This is a genomic window from Pseudomonas sp. HLG18 (assembly GCF_051903985.1).
GTDB lineage: Bacteria > Pseudomonadota > Gammaproteobacteria > Pseudomonadales > Pseudomonadaceae > Aquipseudomonas > Aquipseudomonas fluorescens_BT.
On the sequence record NZ_CP195831.1, the window covers coordinates 676,546 to 696,880 of the forward strand.

General features: G+C 59.4%; 20 protein-coding genes. 14 read left to right on the forward strand and 6 right to left on the reverse strand.

Features of this window, described 5'->3' with window-relative positions; genetic code table 11:
• Nucleotides 1–97: 97 nt before the first annotated feature.
• The 6 genes from lpdA to ACSPX5_RS03230 all read left to right on the forward strand — a co-directional run bounded on the left by lpdA (nt 98) and on the right by ACSPX5_RS03230 (nt 6,718).
• The gene (gene lpdA, locus ACSPX5_RS03205; RefSeq protein ID WP_011333117.1) at nt 98–1,534 is read left to right on the forward strand and encodes a dihydrolipoyl dehydrogenase; all 1,437 of its coding nucleotides are present in this window, start codon (nt 98–100) and stop codon (nt 1,532–1,534) included.
• Nucleotides 1,535–1,735: 201 nt separating this feature from the next.
• Nucleotides 1,736–2,902, forward strand: coding sequence for an ADP-forming succinate--CoA ligase subunit beta (gene sucC / locus ACSPX5_RS03210; RefSeq protein WP_007959029.1), 1,167 nt, complete (start codon nt 1,736–1,738; stop codon nt 2,900–2,902).
• Nucleotides 2,902–3,786, forward strand: coding sequence for a succinate--CoA ligase subunit alpha (gene sucD, locus ACSPX5_RS03215; protein ID WP_011333119.1), 885 nt, complete (start codon nt 2,902–2,904; stop codon nt 3,784–3,786). The genes sucC and sucD overlap by 1 nt, the downstream gene beginning before the upstream one ends.
• 329 nt (nt 3,787–4,115) lie before the next feature.
• The gene (gene brnQ / locus ACSPX5_RS03220) at nt 4,116–5,429 is read left to right on the forward strand and encodes a branched-chain amino acid transport system II carrier protein (protein WP_169429452.1); all 1,314 of its coding nucleotides are present in this window, start codon (nt 4,116–4,118) and stop codon (nt 5,427–5,429) included.
• Between the two features lie 150 nt (nt 5,430–5,579).
• The gene (locus tag ACSPX5_RS03225; RefSeq protein WP_115077041.1) at nt 5,580–6,317 is read left to right on the forward strand and encodes a DUF599 domain-containing protein; all 738 of its coding nucleotides are present in this window, start codon (nt 5,580–5,582) and stop codon (nt 6,315–6,317) included.
• Entirely contained in the window at nt 6,317–6,718 is a 402-nt protein-coding gene (locus ACSPX5_RS03230) for an MAPEG family protein (RefSeq protein ID WP_169429453.1), read from the forward strand. Before ACSPX5_RS03225 ends, ACSPX5_RS03230 begins: the two co-directional genes overlap by 1 nt.
• Nucleotides 6,719–6,795: 77 nt before the next feature.
• Here the strand turns inward: ACSPX5_RS03230 and ACSPX5_RS03235 are convergent, their stop codons facing one another.
• The gene (locus ACSPX5_RS03235) at nt 6,796–7,032 is read right to left on the reverse strand and encodes a hypothetical protein (RefSeq protein WP_007959016.1); all 237 of its coding nucleotides are present in this window, start codon (nt 7,030–7,032) and stop codon (nt 6,796–6,798) included.
• 158 nt (nt 7,033–7,190) lie between these two features.
• Between ACSPX5_RS03235 and ACSPX5_RS03240 the strand changes: the two genes are divergently transcribed.
• The 4 genes from ACSPX5_RS03240 to ACSPX5_RS03255 all read left to right on the forward strand — a co-directional run bounded on the left by ACSPX5_RS03240 (nt 7,191) and on the right by ACSPX5_RS03255 (nt 10,899).
• On the forward strand, nt 7,191–7,667 hold the full coding sequence (locus ACSPX5_RS03240; RefSeq protein ID WP_085710556.1) for a PaaI family thioesterase: 477 nt from the start codon (nt 7,191–7,193) through the stop codon (nt 7,665–7,667).
• Nucleotides 7,664–8,116, forward strand: coding sequence for a PaaI family thioesterase (locus ACSPX5_RS03245; RefSeq protein ID WP_439820937.1), 453 nt, complete (start codon nt 7,664–7,666; stop codon nt 8,114–8,116). The genes ACSPX5_RS03240 and ACSPX5_RS03245 overlap by 4 nt, the downstream gene beginning before the upstream one ends.
• A gap of 81 nt (nt 8,117–8,197) precedes the next feature.
• Nucleotides 8,198–10,102: a molecular chaperone HtpG gene (htpG, locus tag ACSPX5_RS03250; RefSeq protein WP_439820938.1), complete on the forward strand. Its 1,905-nt coding sequence runs from the start codon at nt 8,198–8,200 to the stop codon at nt 10,100–10,102.
• Between the two features lie 68 nt (nt 10,103–10,170).
• Nucleotides 10,171–10,899: a dienelactone hydrolase family protein gene (locus tag ACSPX5_RS03255; RefSeq protein WP_439820939.1), complete on the forward strand. Its 729-nt coding sequence runs from the start codon at nt 10,171–10,173 to the stop codon at nt 10,897–10,899.
• Between the two features lie 42 nt (nt 10,900–10,941).
• On the opposite strand, the gene ACSPX5_RS03260 is transcribed toward ACSPX5_RS03255, so the two are convergent.
• Both ACSPX5_RS03260 and ACSPX5_RS03265 read right to left on the reverse strand, forming a co-directional pair.
• On the reverse strand, nt 10,942–11,832 hold the full coding sequence (locus ACSPX5_RS03260; protein WP_169429457.1) for a pirin family protein: 891 nt from the start codon (nt 11,830–11,832) through the stop codon (nt 10,942–10,944).
• A gap of 61 nt (nt 11,833–11,893) precedes the next feature.
• The gene (locus tag ACSPX5_RS03265; protein WP_007959010.1) at nt 11,894–12,310 is read right to left on the reverse strand and encodes an OsmC family protein; all 417 of its coding nucleotides are present in this window, start codon (nt 12,308–12,310) and stop codon (nt 11,894–11,896) included.
• A gap of 128 nt (nt 12,311–12,438) precedes the next feature.
• On the opposite strand from ACSPX5_RS03265, the gene ACSPX5_RS03270 reads away from it, so the two are divergent.
• Nucleotides 12,439–13,494 carry an amidohydrolase family protein gene (locus ACSPX5_RS03270; RefSeq protein ID WP_439820940.1) on the forward strand — a complete coding sequence of 352 codons (1,056 nt, stop codon included), beginning with the start codon at nt 12,439–12,441 and terminating at the stop codon, nt 13,492–13,494.
• Between the two features lie 130 nt (nt 13,495–13,624).
• Nucleotides 13,625–15,250, forward strand: a complete 1,626-nt coding sequence (locus tag ACSPX5_RS03275; RefSeq protein WP_439820941.1) for a methyl-accepting chemotaxis protein — start codon at nt 13,625–13,627, stop codon at nt 15,248–15,250.
• A 53-nt stretch (nt 15,251–15,303) separates the two neighbouring features.
• Here the strand turns inward: ACSPX5_RS03275 and ACSPX5_RS03280 are convergent, their stop codons facing one another.
• From ACSPX5_RS03280 to purM, 3 genes are read right to left on the reverse strand one after another with little or no spacing between them, the layout of a single operon-like run.
• Nucleotides 15,304–16,017: a DUF3108 domain-containing protein gene (locus ACSPX5_RS03280; RefSeq protein WP_169429460.1), complete on the reverse strand. Its 714-nt coding sequence runs from the start codon at nt 16,015–16,017 to the stop codon at nt 15,304–15,306.
• Between the two features lie 8 nt (nt 16,018–16,025).
• Nucleotides 16,026–16,676, reverse strand: coding sequence for a phosphoribosylglycinamide formyltransferase (gene purN / locus ACSPX5_RS03285; protein ID WP_439820942.1), 651 nt, complete (start codon nt 16,674–16,676; stop codon nt 16,026–16,028).
• Nucleotides 16,676–17,734 (reverse strand): phosphoribosylformylglycinamidine cyclo-ligase, encoded by a 1,059-nt coding sequence (purM, locus tag ACSPX5_RS03290; RefSeq protein WP_169429462.1) that lies wholly within the window; start codon nt 17,732–17,734, stop codon nt 16,676–16,678. The genes purN and purM overlap by 1 nt, the downstream gene beginning before the upstream one ends.
• Nucleotides 17,735–18,110: 376 nt before the next feature.
• Between purM and ACSPX5_RS03295 the strand changes: the two genes are divergently transcribed.
• Nucleotides 18,111–19,166 carry a DUF2066 domain-containing protein gene (locus ACSPX5_RS03295; protein WP_439820943.1) on the forward strand — a complete coding sequence of 352 codons (1,056 nt, stop codon included), beginning with the start codon at nt 18,111–18,113 and terminating at the stop codon, nt 19,164–19,166.
• Nucleotides 19,167–19,202: 36 nt separating this feature from the next.
• The gene (locus ACSPX5_RS03300) at nt 19,203–20,276 is read left to right on the forward strand and encodes an AI-2E family transporter (protein WP_169429464.1); all 1,074 of its coding nucleotides are present in this window, start codon (nt 19,203–19,205) and stop codon (nt 20,274–20,276) included.
• The last annotated feature ends 59 nt before the right edge of the window (nt 20,277–20,335 follow it).

Sequence of the window (20,335 nt, forward strand, 5' to 3'; positions counted from 1 at the left end):
TAGAAGCAGCCATGAGCTGCAGGTTTCAGGCTGCCGGGAACGGCAGTCTGGCTTGCAGCTTGCGGCTTGAAGCTTTTCGCTAAAGAGGATTTTTTGAATGTCGCAGAAATTTGACGTAGTAGTGATCGGTGCGGGCCCTGGCGGCTACGTGGCAGCCATCAAGGCCGCGCAACTCGGCCTGAGCACTGCCTGCATCGAGAAGTACACCGATGCTGAAGGCAAGCAAGCCCTGGGCGGCACCTGCCTGAACGTAGGCTGCATTCCTTCCAAGGCGCTGCTGGACAGCTCCTGGAAATACAAGGAAGCGAAAGAAAGCTTCAACGTCCACGGTATCTCGACCGGCGAAGTCAAAATGGACGTCGCTGCGATGGTTGGCCGCAAGGCTGGCATCGTCAAGAACCTGACCGGCGGTGTTGCCACCCTGTTCAAGGCCAACGGCGTTACTTCGATCCAGGGCCACGGCAAACTGCTGGCCGGCAAGAAAGTCGAAGTCACCAAGCCGGACGGCTCGGTTGAAGTCATCGAAGCCGAAAACGTCATCCTGGCTCCAGGTTCGCGTCCGATCGACATTCCACCGGCTCCGGTCGATCAGAAAGTCATCGTCGATTCGACTGGCGCTCTGGAATTCCAATCCGTACCTAAACGTCTGGGCGTGATCGGCGCTGGCGTGATCGGTCTGGAACTGGGTTCGGTCTGGTCGCGTCTGGGTGCAGAAGTGACTGTCCTGGAAGCCCTGGACACCTTCCTGATGGCAGCGGACACCGCGGTTTCCAAGGAAGCGCTGAAAACCCTGACCAAACAGGGTCTGGACATCAAGCTGGGCGCTCGCGTAACCGGCTCGAAAGTGAACGGCGACGAAGTCGTTGTGAACTACACCGACGCCAACGGCGAACAGACCATCACTTTCGACAAGCTGATCGTAGCCGTTGGTCGCCGTCCGGTGACCACTGATCTGCTGGCAGCCGACAGCGGCGTGACCCTGGACGAGCGCGGTTTCGTGCACGTTGACGATCACTGCGCCACCACCGTACCGGGCGTCTACGCCATCGGTGACGTGGTTCGCGGCATGATGCTGGCTCACAAGGCCTCGGAAGAGGGCATCATGGTCGTCGAGCGCATCAAGGGCCACAAGGCCCAGATGAACTATGACCTGATCCCTTCGGTTATTTATACTCACCCGGAAATCGCATGGGTCGGTAAAACCGAGCAGGCCTTGAAAGCTGAAGGCGTTGAAGTTAACGTCGGCACCTTCCCGTTCGCAGCATCCGGCCGTGCCATGGCCGCCAACGATACCGGTGGTTTCGTCAAGGTCATCGCCGATGCCAAGACTGACCGCGTATTGGGCGTGCACGTGATTGGCCCGAGCGCTGCAGAACTGGTTCAGCAGGGCGCGATCGGTATGGAATTCGGCACCAGCGCTGAAGACCTGGGCATGATGGTTTTCTCCCATCCGACCCTGTCCGAAGCCTTGCACGAAGCAGCTCTGGCAGTGAATGGCGGCGCCATCCACATTGCCAACCGCAAGAAGCGTTAAGACACACAATAAGAAACCACGGCGGTACGGCCCGTCGTGAGCCTTGCGTGCAAGACTCACCGCGGAATGTCCGCTGGACGCAGTCTTGCGTAGCTGCACCGGGTATCCGGAAAGGCTACGCAAGCAGCAGTCACAGGTGGCGCGGCACTCATAAAGAGCGCAGCGCCGAATGCGCAGTACCTAACGAAGACGGTAAAAAGCATGAATCTTCACGAGTATCAGGGTAAGCAGCTGTTCGCTGAATACGGCCTGCCAGTTTCCACTGGTTTCGCAGTAGACACCCCGGAAGCAGCAGCAGAAGCTTGCGACAAAATCGGCGGCAACGAGTGGGTTGTCAAAGCCCAGGTTCACGCCGGTGGTCGCGGTAAAGCGGGCGGCGTCAAGCTGGTTCGCAGCAAAGAAGACGCCAAAGCCTTCGCACAGCAGTGGCTGGGCAAGCGTCTGGTGACTTACCAGACTGATGCCAATGGCCAGCCAGTCACCAAGATCCTGGTTGAATCGTGCACTGATATCGCTAAAGAGCTGTACCTGGGCGCTGTCGTTGACCGTTCGAGCCGTCGCATCGTGTTCATGGCTTCCACCGAAGGTGGCGTGGACATCGAGAAAATCGCTCACGACACTCCAGAAAAAATTCTGAAAGCCACTATCGATCCACTGGTTGGCGCTCAGCCATTCCAGGGTCGCGAGCTGGCATTCCAGCTGGGTCTGGAAGGCAAGCAGGTTGCTCAGTTCGCCAAGATCTTCGTAGGTCTGGCCAAGCTGTTCAAGGATCACGACCTGGCTCTGCTGGAAGTGAACCCGCTGGTGATCAAGGCTGACGGCGATCTGCACTGCCTGGACGCCAAGATCAACATCGACGCCAACGCAATGTACCGTCAGCCTAAGCTGAAGACTTTCCACGATCCGTCCCAGGACGATCCGCGCGAAGCGCACGCTGCCAAGTTCGAACTGAACTATGTAGCGCTGGAAGGCAACATCGGCTGCATGGTGAACGGTGCCGGCCTGGCCATGGGTACCATGGACATCGTCAACCTGCACGGCGGCAAGCCAGCCAACTTCCTCGACGTAGGTGGTGGTGCTACCAAAGAGCGCGTGACCGAAGCTTTCAAAATCATTCTGTCCGACAGCAATGTCGCTGCAGTACTGGTTAACATCTTCGGCGGCATCGTTCGTTGCGACATGATTGCCGAAGGCATCATCGGTGCAGTGAAAGAAGTCGGCGTGAAAATCCCGGTTGTTGTTCGTCTTGAAGGCAACAACGCTGAACTGGGCGCTAAAGTACTGGCAGAAAGCGGTTTGAACATCATCGCTGCTACCAGCCTGACCGACGCTGCTCAACAAGTCGTTAAAGCTGCGGAGGGCAAGTAATGAGCGTCCTGATCAATAAAGACACCAAAGTAATCTGCCAGGGCTTCACCGGTGCGCAGGGTACTTTCCACTCCGAACAAGCCATTGCCTACGGCACCAAAATGGTTGGCGGCGTGACACCAGGCAAAGGTGGCACCACTCACCTGAACCTGCCTGTGTTCAACACTGTGAAAGAAGCTGTAGAAGCCACTGGCGCCACCGCCAGCGTGATCTACGTTCCGGCTCCTTTCTGCAAGGACTCGATCCTGGAAGCAGCGTTCGGCGGCATCAAGCTGATCGTCTGCATCACCGAAGGCATTCCTACCCTGGACATGCTGGACGCGAAAGTTAAGTGCGACGAGCTGGGTGTTACCCTGATCGGCCCTAACTGCCCAGGCGTGATCACTCCGGGCGAGTGCAAGATCGGCATCATGCCAGGTCACATCCACTTGCCAGGCAAGGTCGGTATCGTTTCCCGTTCCGGCACCCTGACCTACGAAGCTGTTAAGCAGACCACTGACGCCGGTTTCGGTCAGTCGACTTGCGTCGGCATCGGCGGTGACCCGATCCCGGGCTCGAACTTCATCGACATCCTGAAGCTGTTCCAGGAAGACCCGAAGACCGAAGCGATCGTCATGATCGGCGAGATCGGCGGTTCGGCTGAAGAAGAAGCGGCTGCCTACATCAAAGCCAACGTGACCAAGCCGGTTGTTTCCTACATCGCTGGTGTGACTGCTCCTCCGGGCAAGCGCATGGGCCATGCGGGTGCAATCATCTCCGGCGGCAAAGGCACTGCAGACGAGAAATTCGCTGCGCTGCAAGACGCAGGCGTGAAAACCGTGCGTTCGCTGGCAGACATCGGCAAGGCTCTGGCCGAGCTGACTGGCTGGGAAGTGAAGAAGTAAGCTTCGGCTGACTTCTCTGCTCCAGCAACAAAGGCCACCTTCGGGTGGCCTTTGTCGTTTCTGTTGGGTGAGTTGACGAAGGTGAGTTATAGGCACCTGCCCAATTACATGCAAAAACGCGACACAGACATGTCGCGTATCGGATAGTTCGCCCTCAAACAGTGCGTTTGTCAGACAAATTCGTTAGGCTAGCAGCCATTTTTGCGTCTGCCGCCCACAAGGCATGCAACGCGCTAAACGGGTCAGTCCCATACGGATTGACAGCATTTCCCTAACCCCACAGGGAAATCCCCCTCTAAATTCCGATTCAGTAGTGTGGTATTTCCTTAATGAAAGTTTTGAAAGGTCAGGACATCCTGGCACTTGGCTTTATGACATTCGCCCTGTTCGTCGGGGCCGGCAACATCATTTTCCCGCCTATCGTCGGTTTGCAGTCCGGGCCAAACGTCTGGATGGCGGCGCTGGGCTTCCTGATCACGGCGGTTGGTCTGCCGGTGGTCACCGTCGTGGCGCTGGCCAAGGTCGGCGGAGCGATGGATGCCTTGAGCACGCCGATCGGCAAGATTGCCGGTGGCGTACTGGCAGCCGCGTGCTATCTGGCGGTCGGCCCGTTGTTCGCCACGCCGCGTACCGCAACCGTGTCTTTCGAAGTGGGCCTGGCGCCGCTGACCGGTGAAAGCCCGCTGGCGCTGTTCCTCTACAGCTCGGTGTATTTCCTGCTGGTATTCTTCATCTCGCTCTATCCGGGCCGTCTGCTGGATACCGTAGGACGTTTCCTGGCGCCGCTGAAGATCATTGCCCTGGCCGTACTCGGCATCGCTGCGTTCGCGCTGCCGGCCGGTGATATCGGCGTGGCCACTCCGGAATACGTCGCGGCACCGTTCTCTCAAGGCTTCATCAATGGTTACCTGACCATGGATACCCTGGGCGCCCTTGTGTTCGGCATCGTCATCGTCAATGCGATCCGCTCCCGTGGCGTCGAGTCGCCGGCCCTGATCACCCGTTACGCGATCATCGCCGGGCTGATTGCCGGTGTCGGTCTGGCGCTGGTGTATGTCAGCCTGTTCCGTCTGGGTTCCGGCAGTCATGAAGTGGCCGCTGGCGCTACTAACGGCGCGGCGGTGTTGCACGCTTATGTGCAACATACCTTCGGTTCGCTGGGCAGTGGCTTCCTCGCGGTACTGATCTCCCTGGCGTGTCTGGTGACGGCGGTCGGCCTGACCTGTGCCTGCGCTGAATACTTCAGTCGCGTAGTGCCGCTGTCCTACAAGACGCTGGTCATCATCCTCGCCGCATTCTCGTTGCTGGTGTCCAACCTGGGCCTGACCAAGCTGATCGCGTTCTCGATCCCGGTGCTGACCGCGATCTACCCGCCGTGCATCGTGCTGGTGGCCCTGAGCTTCTGTGCCGCGTTCTGGCATGAACAGAGCCGCATCATGGGCCCAGTGATGCTGGTGTCGTTCGTGTTCGGCACCATCGATGCGCTGAAAGGCGCCGGTCTGGCTGACTGGATGCCATCGCAACTGGCCCACCTGCCGCTGAGCGAGCAAGGCCTGGCGTGGCTGGTGCCTTGCGTGATGACCCTGGTAGTTGCCGTCGTTTGTGATCGCCTGCTGGGCAAGCGCGCCGAAGCACTTGCCTAAGATTGCCGGGCTGCCACAAGCGGCCTTGGGCGATTAAACAGAAATGCCCCGTATCAATCGATACGGGGCATTTTTTATGGGCGTGAGGCAGTGTCTTTTTCCCTCGACTAACGTCGAAGGGGAGCCGAAATCTTCATCACAGGGAATTGCATGTCGTTCATACAAGCCAACCTGATTCATCTGCTGGCCGCGCTCTGGTTCGTCATCTGCTGGGGCGGTTACACCCGTTATGCCACCTGGAAGGGCCGTGACACCGCGTGCCTGGCCAGTGTGTTGCACCTGTACCGCGAAGACTGGATGCGTCGCATGCTGCTGCGTGACAACCGCATCGCCGACGCCAGCGTGATCGGCAACCTTGAGCGCAATGCGTCGTTCTTCGCCTCCAGCACGTTGATTATCCTGGCCGGCATTCTGACTGTGCTCGGTGCTTCGGAGCGTGCAGTGTCGTTGCTGGCAGACATCCCGATGGTGCAGCAGGCCTCCCAGGGTATGTCAGAGATCAAGTTGCTGTGCCTGGCGCTGGTGTTTGTGTATGCCTTCTTCACCTTCAGCTGGTGCATGCGCCAATACAACTTCGCCGCCATTCTGGTCGGCTCGGCCCCGATGATCGGTGAGCGTCAGGTTTCCGAGCAGGAGCGCAAGGCGTTCGCTTCACGGGCGGCACGGGTGATTTCGATGGCGGCCAACCAGTTCAACTTCGGTCTGCGTTCCTACTACTTCGGGATGAGCATGCTGGCGTGGTTCGTCAGCCCGTGGCTGTTCATGTTGATGAGCGCTGGCGTTGTGCTGGTGTTGTATCGCCGCGAGTTTCATTCCGACGTGCTCGATGTAATGGTCTATACCCCTACAGAGGCGCCATTGCCCGAAGCGAACAAAGAGGTTGCTTGATGAGTATTCCGTTCTGGTGTGTGTTGATCAGTGCGTTGTTGATCTACGTGGCGCGCATGCCCGTGGGCAAGGCCATGAAAGAGCAGGGTGGCTACAACAACCACCTGCCGCGTCAGCAGCAGGCGCAGCTCACCGGTTACGGAGCCCGGGCGTTGGCGGCCCACCAGAACAGCATCGAAGCCTTCATCCTGTTTGCCGTCGGCGTGCTGATGGCGCATACCACGCAGACGGCGGGATGGCTCATCGATACATTGGCGATCATCTTCGTGATCGCACGGATACTCTATTTGTGGTTCTACCTCGCGGACATTCCCGCGCTGCGCAGTCTGGTCTGGCTGGTCGGCTTAGTTTGCTCATTGTTGTTGATGATTAGTCCGACTTTTAGAACTGTCTTGCTCTAAGGCGGCATGGGCAAAAAATCACAGGCAAAAGAAAACCCGCACTTGGCGGGTTTTCTTTTTTGCCAGCGAGAAGCGGTTTATTGCTTCTTGGCAGCTTCTTCTTGCGCTGCAGCGTTCGATTCAGCCTGAGCTTTGGCAGCTTCGGCGTTTTCTTTCGCTGCGTCGTTCACTTTATCCTGAGCTTTGTTCATGTCTTGCTGAGCTTGTTCAGCATGTTGGTTGGCATCTTGAGCTTTGTCCTCGGATTTTTTATCGCAGGCAGCGAGACCGAGGGAAGCGGTCAACATCAAGGCAATAGCTAAAGTCTTACGCATGGGGTGTTTCTCCTTATGGAAAATAACTACTGGCCTTAAGAGCTCGGGCCCAAGGGTTAAGTTCCTCATTTCTCACAGATATATAAGTTTGTTTTGCAATGGAACTTTTGCTGTTCTTGCCACTACCGGGAGCAGTGATTAACAAGAGTAATTATCAAATGGCCGAAAACCCTGTTTTTGAGCGCGCGACACGCTTTCTCTCGGCCCTGCGCCACTGCCAGGTACTGGGTTTGAAAGTGCACAGCGCCAGCAGCGAAGGCCTGACGGTGGTCCTGCCGTACAGCGCACAGATCGTTGGTAACCCGCTGACCGGCGTGGTCCACGGCGGGGCGATCACGTCGCTGATGGACACCGCGTGTGGCATGGCCACCCTGTGCGTGCTGCCGGAATTTGAAGTTTGCCCGACCCTTGATCTGCGCATCGACTACATGCACGCCGCCGAGCCGCATAAAGACGTCTATGGCTTCGCCCAATGTTATCGAGTCACCACCGATGTGATCTTCGCTCGCGGCTTCGCGTATCAGGATGATCCCGAGCAACCGATTGCGCATGTCGTCGGCACCTTCATGCGCATGGGCAAGGGTCTTAAAGGCACAAAAGGCTTTGGTGGCGCGATCAAGGGAGAGAACCCATGAGCGATGATTTCAAGCTGCAACTGCTAGAAGCTCACGAGAGGGGTGACTACGCGCCGCTGCTCAAACTGATTCCCTACGCCGGACTCATCGGCGTCGAGTGTTCGCGGGTCGGAGATGACCTGCTGTTCAAGCTGCCGGCCAACAAGGACAACATTGGTAACCCTTTATTGCCGGCGATCCACGGCGGAGTGATCGCCGGATTCATGGAGCTGTCTGCCGCCCTGCACCTGCTGATTTTCACCGGTGCGCCCGGTGTGCCGAAAATCATCGATTTCTCCCTCGATTACCTGCGGGCCGGGCAGTTTCGCGACACCTGGGCCCGGTGTCAGGTCTGCCGTCAGGGCCGGCGGGTGGCCAATGTCGCGGTCACTGCCTGGCAAAGCACGGAAAGTGAACCGATTGCTACCGCCCGCGCGCATTTCAAAATCGATGAGCCCTTGAAATCCTGAAGCACGCCCCCAACTCACAGAACAACCCGCCGCCGACCAGCAGGGTCGCGGCCAATGCCATCTGATTGGAGTTTGATGACCATGAGTGTGGAAACTCAAAAGGAAACCCTGGGCTTCCAGACCGAGGTGAAGCAGCTGCTGCACCTCATGATCCATTCGCTGTATTCCAACAAGGAAATCTTCCTTCGCGAATTGATCTCGAACGCCTCTGACGCCGTCGACAAATTGCGCTTCGAAGCCCTGGCCAAGCCAGAGTTGCTCGAAGGTGGCGATGAACTGAAAATCCGTGTGAGCTTCGACAAGGACGCCAAGACCGTCACCCTCGAAGACAACGGCATCGGCATGAACCGTGACGATGTGATCACCCACCTGGGTACCATCGCCAAATCCGGCACCGCCGATTTCATGAAGAATCTCTCGGGCGATCAGAAAAAGGATTCGCACCTGATCGGTCAGTTCGGTGTGGGCTTCTACTCCGCATTCATCGTTGCTGACAAAGTTGACGTGTACAGTCGTCGCGCCGGCACTGCCGCCAGCGAAGGCGTGCACTGGTCGTCGAAAGGCGAGGGCGAATTCGAAGTCGCCACCATCGACAAGCCAGAGCGCGGCACCCGCATCGTCCTGCACCTGAAACCCGGTGAAAACGAGTTCGCCGATGGCTGGCGCCTGCGCAACATCATCAAGAAGTACTCCGACCACATCGCGCTGCCGATCGAGCTGCCGAAAGAAGTGGCCGCTGCCGAAGGCGAAGAGAAGCCAGAGGTTGAGTGGGAAACCGTCAACCGCGCCAGCGCCCTGTGGACCCGTCCTCGTACCGAAGTGAAGGACGAGGAATACCAGGAGTTCTACAAACACATCGCTCATGACTTCGAAAATCCGCTGTCGTGGAGCCACAACAAGGTCGAAGGCAAGCTCGAGTACACCTCGCTGCTGTACCTGCCGGCCCGCGCACCGTTCGATCTGTATCAGCGTGAAGCGCCGAAAGGCCTGAAGCTGTACGTACAGCGCGTGTTCGTGATGGATCAGGCCGAGTCGTTCCTGCCGCTGTACCTGCGCTTCATCAAAGGCGTGGTCGACTCCAACGACCTGTCGCTGAACGTGTCGCGGGAAATCCTGCAGAAAGACCCGATTATCGACTCGATGAAGTCGGCGCTGACCAAGCGTGTGCTGGACATGCTGGAAAAACTGGCGAAGAACGAGCCTGAGCAATACAAGGGCTTCTGGAAAAACTTCGGTCAGGTCATGAAAGAAGGCCCGGCAGAAGATTTCGCCAACAAGGAAAAAATTGCCGGTCTGCTGCGTTTCGCATCGACCAACGGCGACGACGGCGAGCAGATCGTCGGTCTGGCCGAGTACCTGGCGCGCGCCAAGGAAGGTCAGGACAAGATCTACTACCTCACCGGCGAAACCTACGCGCAGGTCAAGAACAGCCCGCACCTGGAAGTCTTCCGCAAGAAAGGCATCGAAGTGCTGCTGCTGACTGACCGCATCGACGAGTGGCTGATGAGCTACCTCAACGAGTTCGACGGCAAGAGCTTTGTCGACGTCGCGCGCGGTGACCTGGACCTGGGCAACCTGGACTCGGAAGAGGACAAGAAGGCCGCAGAAGAAGTCGCCAAGTCGAAAGAAGGTCTGGTCGAGCGTCTGAAAACCGCACTGGGCGATTCCGTTGCCGAAGTCCGGGTTTCCCATCGCCTGACCGATTCGCCGGCCATTCTGGCGATCGGCGAGCAGGACCTGGGTCTGCAAATGCGTCAGATCCTCGAAGCCAGCGGGCAGAAGGTGCCGGATTCGAAGCCGATCTTCGAATTCAACCCGAGCCACCCGCTGATCGAGAAGCTCGACAACGAGGCCAGCGAAGATCGCTTCAGCGACCTGTCGCACATCCTCTTCGACCAGGCCGCTCTGGCGGCTGGCGACAGCTTGAAAGACCCGGCCGCTTACGTGAGCCGCCTGAACAAGCTGCTGGTCGAGCTGTCGGCTTGATCCAACTGTAGAAAAACCCGCTTCGGCGGGTTTTTTCATTCTGGAGTTCAACCAATCTGGAGTCAGAAATGAGCCAAGTCACTGTACGTTCCGTGGTCTATCAGATTGACGGCCAGCCTTATGAAGGTCGCCTTGCGTTTGACGCCGAGCACAAGGGCGCGCGTCCGGGCCTGCTGATGGCGCCGAACTGGATGGGTGTCAGCGCTGGCGCTGAGGAGATCGCCAAATCGGTGGCGGCCAAGGGGTATGTGGTGCTGATCGCTGACGTGTACGGCCAGGCCGTGCGTCCGCAGAACGCTGATCAGGCCGGTGCGGCGATGATGCCGCTGAAGAATGATCGCGCACTGCTGCGCAAGCGTATGCAGGCCGCGTTCGAACACTTGCAGAAGCAGGGCGAGGCGGCGGTCGATACCTCGAAACTGGCGGTGTTCGGTTTCTGCTTCGGCGGTTGCTGTGCACTGGACCTGGCCCGTACCGGTGCCCCGGTGAAAGCGGCGGTGTCGTTCCACGGCACACTGGATTCGCCGAACCCGGCGGACGCAAAGAACATCAAGGGCTCGGTGCTGGTGCTGCACGGTGCTTCCGATCCGTTGGTGCCGAAAGAGCAGTTGCCGGCATTCGAAGACGAGATGAACGCCGCTGGCGTGGACTGGCAGTTGTTGAGCTACGGCGGCGCGGTGCACTCGTTCACCGATCCGCACGCCAATGTGCCGGGCAAGATGATGTACGACGCGAAGACCGCAGCGCGGGCGTTCAAGTCGATGCATGACTTGCTGAATGAAGTGTTCAAAGGCTGATTCGGTTGAAAGCACTCCCACGCCTGGCGTGGGAGTGCTGGTTTAAAGCGGTGTCGGCTCGCTGCGTGATTTCGGCAGCTCGATCCGCTCGACTTCCCCCGGCACTGTCGGCCAGTCACCGGCCGCCCACTTGCGCCGCGCCTCATCGATTGCCGCCGGATCGCTCGCAACAAAATTCCAGTTGATCCGCCGTGGCCCGTCCAGTGGCGTACCGCCGAACAACACCGCGTGGCTGTCGCTCTCGGCGAACAAACTCATTTCTTCCCCGGTCGGCAATACCACAAGCGCATGGGGTTCGACCGCTTCGCCGTTCAATTGCACATCACCGCTCAAGACATACAGCGCCCGTTCTTCATGCTCGGTCGGGATCAGCAGTGTGGTCGCGGTTTGCATCTTCAGTTCGGCATAGAGCGTAGGAGAAAGCACCGGCACCGGTGATTCCAGACAAAAGCCTGACCCGGCGATCATGCGGATCTGCACGCCGAGGTTATCGCTGACCGGCAAGGTCGAGGCCGGGTGATGGCTGTAATGCCCCGGGCCTTGTTCGTGATCTTTGGGCGACGCGAGCCAGATTTGCAGGCCGTGCATCTTGAAGCTCTGATCCCATAGCGGTTCGGGTGTGCGCTCGACGTGAGCGATCGCCGTGCCGGCCGTCATCCAGCTGACATCGCCAGCACTGACCACCTGATCCGAACCCAGGCTGTCCTTGTGCTGGATCTGCCCTTCGAACAGATAGGTCAAAGTCGACAGACCGATGTGCGGGTGCTGTCGGATGTTCATGCCTTTGCCCGCCGGATAAACCGTTTCGAGCATGTGGTCGAAAAACACGAAAGGCCCGACGCTGCGGCATTTGGCTGACGGCAGCGGACGCAGGATCGGCTGGCCTTCGACGTCTTCGGCGCGCGGGCGGATGATCAGGGGTTGGGTGTCCATGGTCCATTCCAGGCTGAGCGGGTGATGCGTGGAGCATAACCCGCCGGTGTCGTCGGGGTGATTACTGGCTGTCGAAACCGACTGGCGCGTGGGTTTCGATGGTGACTTCGCTGGTGGTCATCAGCTTGTGAATCGGGCATCGATCGGCGACGCGCAGCAGTTCTTCGCGCTGGGCATCGGTGAGCACGCCCTTGAGGGTGAGGGTCACGTGCAGGGCGTATTTGCCTTTCTGTTCCTGGCTGTTGTCGCGTTTGACTTCAACACCGACGCCGGTCAGCGGGATGTCCTTTTTCTTTGCGTACAGCTTCAGGGTCAGGGCCTTGCAGGCGCCGAGGGCGGCGTCGAAGTAATCGTGCGGCTCCGGAGCCGAGCCTTCGCCGCCGGCGGTCGTCGGGACATCGGCGAACAGCTCATGCTCATCGATCTGTACAGTGTGGCGAAAACCTTCGGCAGACACGGTATTGACGGTAACGGTCATATGAACCTCGCAAGCTGTAGGAAAAGGGATTCGATCAAAAAAGACCTTGCAGGTATAGAGCATTCCCACACAGGCGCGTTCCACTTTCTTGCCGGGTGAACCCTCGTTGTCCGGCGAGGGTCTAGGCTATGCCTGTCTGCCGGAGAATGCTTGTGTCCGTGTTTCGTTTGAGTCTTGCCTGCCTGATGGTTTTCACCGGCGCCGCCAATGCCCGGGAATACATCTACAGTGACGCGCACCTGCATTACGTGGATTTTTTCCAGGAAACCGCCGGCATGCCGAAATTGCTGACGGCTATGGAGGAGAATTCCGTCGAGCATGTGATGATTTCCGGCATTCCCGTGGCGAAGAAATGGCACGAAGACGAGCCGAAGCGCCCGCGTTATTACGCTGGCGATGATGCCGATGCCTATTGGTACAGTGCGACTGACGTGATCGTCGCTGACGCGGTGCAGAAACTCGCCCCGGAACAGCGCCAGTACTTTCATCCGTTCCTTTCAGGCTTCAATCCCAACGACAAGAACTCCGCCGCGCACATCCAGCGCATGCTCGATCTGTATCCCGGCTTGTGGCAGGGCATCGGCGAAGTCTTCACCCGTCACGACGACCTGACCGCGCTGACCTCTGGCGACACGCCACGCGCCAACAACGAAGCGATGACTCGCATCTATCACCTGGCCGCCGAAAACGATCTGCCGGTGATGTTGCATTCCAACATCACCTCCAAGCGTGAGAAGAATCCGCTGTACCTGAAGGAAATCGAAGAGCCGCTGCGTAATCATCCGCACACCCGGTTCATCTGGGCCCATGCCGGTACCAGTGCCGAAATCCATCGTCATCAAACGCAACTGGATTTTCTGCTGCCGACCCTCGCGCGAATGCTGGAGGCGTACCCGAACCTGTTCATTGATCTGTCGTGGAGCCTGCTGACGCCTTATCTGCTGGATGAAAAGGGCCAGCCGCGAGCGGAGTGGGTGCAACTGGTGGAACGTTATCCGGATCGCTTCATGCTCGGTTCGGACGTGGTCGGGCGATTCAACAAACTCGGCAAGGAAATCCACGGCTTCAAGCCGTTTCTCGACGCCTTGCCGGAAGCGGTGGCGAAAAAAGTCGCACGGGACAACTTCCTGGCGATATTGCCGCGAACAGCGCTCAAGTCCGGCAAACCCGCGCTGAATCGATAATGCCGGAGGTTCGTAGGATCAAGGCCTTTTGATATCGCGTTTTGGTCTTACGCATTTTTTAAAAGGGCCGATACCTTCTAGAGCAACCAGCTGCAGGGTTGATGCAGCGCTTTTGGAAGGAACCAGAGCAATGAGTATCCGTAGTCTCAATATTGCACCCCGGGCCGGGCTGGGTTTTGGCGTGCTGGCGCTGATGGTGTTTGCCCTTGGCGCGTTCGCCCTGCTGCAGATGTCGAACATGCGAGCCCAGTCCGACGAGGTCGACAAGAACTGGCTGCCCAGCGTGATGGCCGTGGGTGAAATGAGTCAGGACATGCTGCGTCTGCGCGCCCTGACCATGCGTCTGTTGCTCAATCGCGATCCGCAGGCCCTGGACCAGAATGTGGCCAAGCTCAATGAGCTGCGCAGTGTGTTGAGCGAAGCCCAACAACGTTACGACATATTGATCGTGCTGCCCGAGGAGCGGGCGTTGTTCGACCGCTTCAAGGTCGCCGAACACAAATATCTGGAGTTTCAAGCGCAGGTGATGACCTTGTCCGCTCAAGGACGAGTGGAAGAGGCGGCCGCCATTCTCAACGGGCAGATGAGCCCGCTGGCGGATGAAATCGCAGTGACCCTGCGTGAACTGGTCGAGCTGAACAAGCACAACGCCAATCTGGCCACTGAGGCCGCACGGCTGGTGTTCACCAATTCGCGGGTCTGGGTCGGAGTGATGATCGGCATTACCGCGCTGATTACCATTGCGCTGGCGTTATTGCTGACCCGCAGCATCGTGGTGCCGCTCTCGCAGTCGCTGGGCGTTGCCGAAGTGGTGGCCGGCGGTGATCTGACCGGTGATATCAGCATCATCGGCAAAGATGAGCCGGCGCGACTGCTGCATGCGCTCAAGAGCATGCAGCACAGCCTGCGCGATACCATCCGACAGATTTCGGAGTCTTCCAGCCAATTGGCCTCGGCCTCGGAGGAATTGAGCTGCGTTACCGAAGACGCCACGCGCGGATTGCACCAGCAGAGTCTGGAAATCGAGCAGGCCGCCACGGCGGTCAACCAGATGACCGCCGCCGTGGAGGAGGTAGCCAGCAATGCCGTCGCGACCTCTGAGGCATCGCGGGAATCGGATCGCATCGCCCAACATGGTCGCGAGCAGGTGCAGCAGACCGTGTCGTCCATCGAGCTGCTGGCGGATGACGTAACCGCCAACGCTACGCAAGTTGAGGATCTGGCACAGAAGGTCTACAGCATCAGCAAGGTGCTGGACGTGATCCGCTCGATTGCCGAACAGACCAATCTGCTGGCGCTGAACGCGGCGATCGAAGCCGCGCGGGCGGGGGATGCCGGGCGGGGTTTTGCGGTGGTGGCGGACGAAGTGCGGGCGCTGGCCCATCGCACTCAGCAGTCGACCCAGGAGATCGAGCAGATGATCGGCGGCATTCAGCAGGGCACCGATTCGGCAGTCAGCTCGATGCAGCAGAGCAACATTCGCGCACGCTCGACCCTGGAGCTGGCGAAGGCCGCTGGCGTGGCGCTGGAGGAAATCGCTTCGGCGTTTACCTTGATCAACGAGCGCAACCTGGTGATCGCCAGTGCGTCGGAAGAGCAGGCCGCCGTGGCGCGGGAAGTGGATCGCAACCTGATGAACATCCGCGATCTGGCGATGCAGACTTCGGCGGGGGCCAATCAGACCAGCGCTGCGAGCCAAGAGCTGTCGCGGCTGGCGGTGGACCTGAACAGCATGGTGGCCAGGTTCTCGGTCTGATCAGCGTTCGACAGGCGAAAAAAAGCCCCGCGTTTGCGGGGCTTTTTGTTGAATCAGCTGCCTTTGACTGTCTTGCCGTTGACCGTGCCGTCCTGGAGCATGATGTTGTACTCCTTGCCGTCGGTCTCGACCTGTTGCAGGCGAACCAGCAGGTAATCCCAATCCTTGGCGAACCACATGACAGTGGTGCGCTTGCTTTGTGTCGGATCACGCACGCGTTCGACCTTGATCGCATCGATCTGGCCGGCTTTGGTTTCGACCTTCTCCGAACCCAGCACGCGGAAGTCGTAGGTATCGACTTCGCCATCATCGACTACCTGATAGCTCATGCTTTTCTTGCCGGCGGCCACGTCATGCTGCAGCGCCAATTGATAGGTGGATTTGTCGACCATGCCGCGGTTGAGCGGGACTTTCACCGCGTCGCCACGGTCGGTGCCGGTGACGAGCTTGTTGTTCCAGTCGAAGTCCAGATCAGCCTTTTTCGCCTTGCCCAGGCCACCACGTTCGAAGTGGTAGGACTGTGGCAGCAGGGTGTCCTTGTCCAGGGTCAGGGTGCTTTCTTCAGTCAGGCTGGCGATCATCATCGAAGCCTTGAAGCTGAGTTTCCAGACGCCGTTCGCTTCCTTGGTCAGGCTGCGTTCGGCGGTTCCGCTCATGGGCAGCTGCTTCCAGTCGGCGGTGTAGCTGGCGGAGAACGGTTGAAGGTCTGCCGCCTGCGCGAAAGGCAGGGTGAGCAGAGCGCAAGCGAAGAGCAGGGCGCGACGCATAAAATCTCCTAGTTTCGAATCAAGTGACCGCTGGCCCCGAGTAACTGGCCATCCAGTAAAGCACCTTGCTCGCCGAGGGCCAGCCGTCCTTCGGCAAACCAGCGTACGGCCATCGGGTAGATCAGGTGCTCCTGAACATGAACCCGTTGCGCCAGACTCTGTGGCGAATCGTGCAACTCTACCGGTATTACTGCCTGTACGACCAGTGGCCCGCCATCGAGTTCCTCGGTGACGAAGTGCACGGAGCAGCCGTGTTCGGCGTCGCCGGCTTCCAGCGCGCGCTGATGAGTGTGTAACCCTTTGTATTTGGGTAGCAGCGAGGGGTGGATGTTGAGCAGGCGACCCTGGTAGTGACGGACGAAGTCAGCGCTGAGAATGCGCATGAAGCCTGCCAGTACCACGAGTTTCGGATTGAATTCGTCGATCAGTTCGATCAGGGCGGCATCGAAGGCCTCGCGACCTTCGAAACCCTTGTGATCCAGCGAGCGGGTGGCGATACCCGCGTCACTGGCGCGTTGCAGGCCATAGGCGTCGGCGCGGTTGGAAATCACCGCAGCGATGCGGACCGGGCTGTCGCCGGTCCGCGTGCTGTCGATCAGGGCCTGCAAGTTACTGCCGGTGCCGGACAACAGCACCACGACATCACAGGTATTAGGCATTAGTGAGCCTTGAGGTTTTTCAGCTCGACCTGGGCCGCGCCTTCGGCAGCGACACCGATCTGGCCGATGACCCAAGGCTGTTCGCCGGCTTCACGCAGGTTGCTCAGTGCAGATTCAACGTGCTCCTGAGCCACGCAGATGACCATGCCCACGCCGCAGTTCAGTACGCGGTGCATTTCGGTTTCGTCGACGTTGCCTTGCTCTTGCAGCCAGTCGAAGACGGCCGGGCGAGTCCAGCTGGCCACGTCAACCACGGCTTGAGCGCCTTTTGGCAGAACGCGCGGGATGTTGTCCAGCAGGCCGCCACCGGTGATGTGGGCCATGGCCTTGACGGCGCCGGTGTCCTTGATCAGCTTGAGCAGCGGCTTCACGTAGATGCGGGTCGGGGCCATCAGCAGATCGGTCAGCGGCTTGCCGTCGAGCTGAACGGTTTCGATGTCGGCGCCGGAGACTTCGATGATCTTGCGGATCAGCGAGTAGCCGTTGGAGTGCGGGCCGGACGATGGCAGGGCGATCAGGGCGTCACCGGTGGCGACTTTCGAGCCGTCGATGATTTCCGCTTTTTCTACAACGCCGACGCAGAAGCCGGCCAGGTCGTAGTCTTCGCCTTCGTACATGCCAGGCATTTCAGCGGTTTCGCCGCCCACCAGCGAGCAGCCAGCCAGTTCGCAGCCTGCGCCGATACCGGTGACGACGGTGGCGGCAACGTCGACGTTCAACTTGCCGGTGGCGTAGTAATCGAGGAAGAACAGCGGCTCGGCACCGCATACCACCAGGTCGTTGACGCACATGGCGACCAGATCCTGGCCGATGCTGTCGTGCTTGTTCAGGTTCAGTGCCAGACGCAGTTTGGTGCCGACGCCGTCGGTGCCGGAAACCAGTACGGGCTGTTTGTAGCCGGCCGGGATTTCGCAGAGGGCGCCGAAACCGCCCAGTCCGCCCATGACTTCCGGGCGCGCAGTGCGCTTGGCGACGCTCTTGATGCGTTCGACCAATGCTTCACCGGCGTCGATGTCTACACCGGCGTCCTTGTAGCTCAGGGAGGGTTGCTTGCTCATGATCCAGGCCTTTAGGGGAGGGGATTCAGGGGTAACGACCGAGTCCAGCGGGAACGCCGAAACCGACGGGGGCGATTGCCTCACGCGAATTTCGATGTGCCCGGCTGTTGCCGGTCTGCGAAGGCGCGCGATTTTATCAGGCTTGAGGGGCAGCGGCCATCCTCGCGCCGACGGGCAGGGCCATATCGGCCGAAAAATTTTGCAATTGAAGCTGTGGGTGACATCACGGGTGCCTGTATAAGGAACCGTCTATCGTTAGGACTGTGCAAAAACTTACCGCCAGCGTGTGAATGTTTTGCAACGGCTTGTGGTCACAGGCTTGCTCTATCCGGTTCACGCGGCCTGTTCCAGCCGCTCTTGTCGACGGGAATTCTCCATGCGTTTGTGTAAATTGCTGTTTGTGGGCTGCTTGTCTCTCTTCAGTCTGGCGAGCCAGGCCGAAAACCTCAAAGGTCTTTATCAGGTTCGCGAGCCGGTTAATGGCCAGTCGCCCGAGGAGCGTGATCGCGCTACCCAGGCTGCACTGGATACGCTGGTGTTGCGTCTGACCGGTGACCCGAAGGCGCCGCAGAACCCCGGGCTGGCGCCGATTCGCAAGGATCCGCAGCAGATCATCAGTCAGTTCGGTTTCGATGCCGGGCCGCCGGAAGTATTGAAGGTCGATTTCGACCCGGCTACCACCGAGCAGGCGCTGCGCCGTGCCGGGTTGTCGCTGTGGGGCGCCAGTCGGCCGTCGATCCTGGGCTGGTGGCTGAACGACTCCGCTGAGGGGGCGAGTCTTGTGGGTGATGGTCAGGCCAGTGCCGCGCCGTTGCGACGTGCCGCCCAACACAGAGGTTTGCCATTGCGTTTGCCGCTGGCGGACCTGAGTGAGCAATTGGTTGCAACCGCTCCGACGCTCGAAGGTTCCGACCCCGCGCCGCTGAATGCCGCCTCGGAACGTTACAGCGCCGATGCACTGCTCGCCGTGCATGCCCGTGAAGAAGGCGGTCAGTGGCAGGCCAAGTGGCATTTGTGGCTGGGGGATCAAAAAGAGGCGGGAAGCGTGCAGGGGGCTGATCAGGCCGCTGTTGCCGATGCTGTGATGCTGGCGGTCGCCGAGCGCCTGGCGCCTCGCTTTGTCGCCAAACCGGGTGCCTCGGGGCAGCAGACTCTGGAAGTGCAGGGCATGAATCTGGAGCATTACGCAACGTTGCTGCGGATGCTCGAACCCTTTGGTGTGCGGCTGCAGAGTGTCGATGCCGATCGTATCGTCTATCGGGTCAACGGCAGTGCCGATCAGTTGCGGGCGCAGTTGTCGCTGGCGAAGTTACAGGAAATGCCGGCCGAGGCGCCGGCTCCGGTGGCTCCGCAGCCTGCGGTGCCAGGCGGTGCGCCTGTCGTTGCACCGGCGCCGGTTCCTGCGGCGCCGTCGTTGCGATTCCGCTGGTAGGTTTTTCTTTCATATATAGAAGCAATGGAGTGTTACATGGCCGATACGCGGCGTTGGTTCTGGCTCGGTGGGGTGCTCCTGCTTTGCGCGTTTGTCTGGTTGCTGCATCCGATCCTCACGCCGTTTCTGGTGGCGCTGTTGCTCGCGTATCTGTTCGACCCGCTGGTGGACCGTCTGGAGCGCCTCGGACTATCCCGCACCTGGGGCGTGATCGCGGTATTTGCCGTGTTCACTCTGATCGTCACTACGTTGTTGCTGGTGCTGGTGCCGATGCTCGCCAAGCAACTGCTGCGTCTTTACGAGCTGGCACCGCAGATGCTCGACTGGCTGCAGCACACGGCGCTGCCTTGGGCGCAGTCGAAGCTGGGGCTGGCGGATGGCTTCTGGAAGTTCGACAAGGTCAAGGCTGCGATCACCGAGCACATGGGCCAGACCACCGACATCGTCGGCGTGGTGCTGAGTCAGGCCACAGCCTCCAGTCTGGCCCTGATCGGCTGGCTGGCGAATCTGGTGTTGATCCCGGTGGTCAGTTTCTATCTGCTGCGCGACTGGGACGTGATGATGGCCAAGATCCGCAGCCTGTTGCCGCGTGATCGTGAAGAGCGCGTGGTGGCGCTGGCGGGCGAATGTCACGAGGTGCTTGGCGCTTTCGTGCGGGGGCAGTTGCTGGTGATGCTGGCGCTGGGCGTGATCTATGCGGCGGGCCTGATGATTGTCGGTCTGGAACTGGGCCTGTTGATCGGCCTGATCGCCGGGCTGGCGGCCATTGTGCCTTATATGGGGTTTGTGATCGGGATCGGCGCGGCGCTGATTGCCGGGCTGTTCCAGTTCGGCGGCGACCTGTACCCGATGATCGGGATTGTCGCGGTATTCATGGTGGGGCAGGCCCTGGAGGGTATGGTGCTGACGCCATTGCTGGTCGGTGATCGAATCGGCCTGCATCCGGTGGCGGTGATCTTTGCCATTCTGGCTGGCGGCGAGCTGTTCGGTTTTACCGGTGTGTTGCTGGCGTTGCCTGTGGCGGCGGTGATCATGGTGCTGGTGCGTCACGTTCATGACTTGTACAAGGACTCTGACATGTACAGCGGAGTGGATGATCCGAAGCTGTAACGTGAGGGAGGGCCCGCCCGGTGGATTGCCGGGTTGGCCCGTCTCGTGCAAAGCAATGC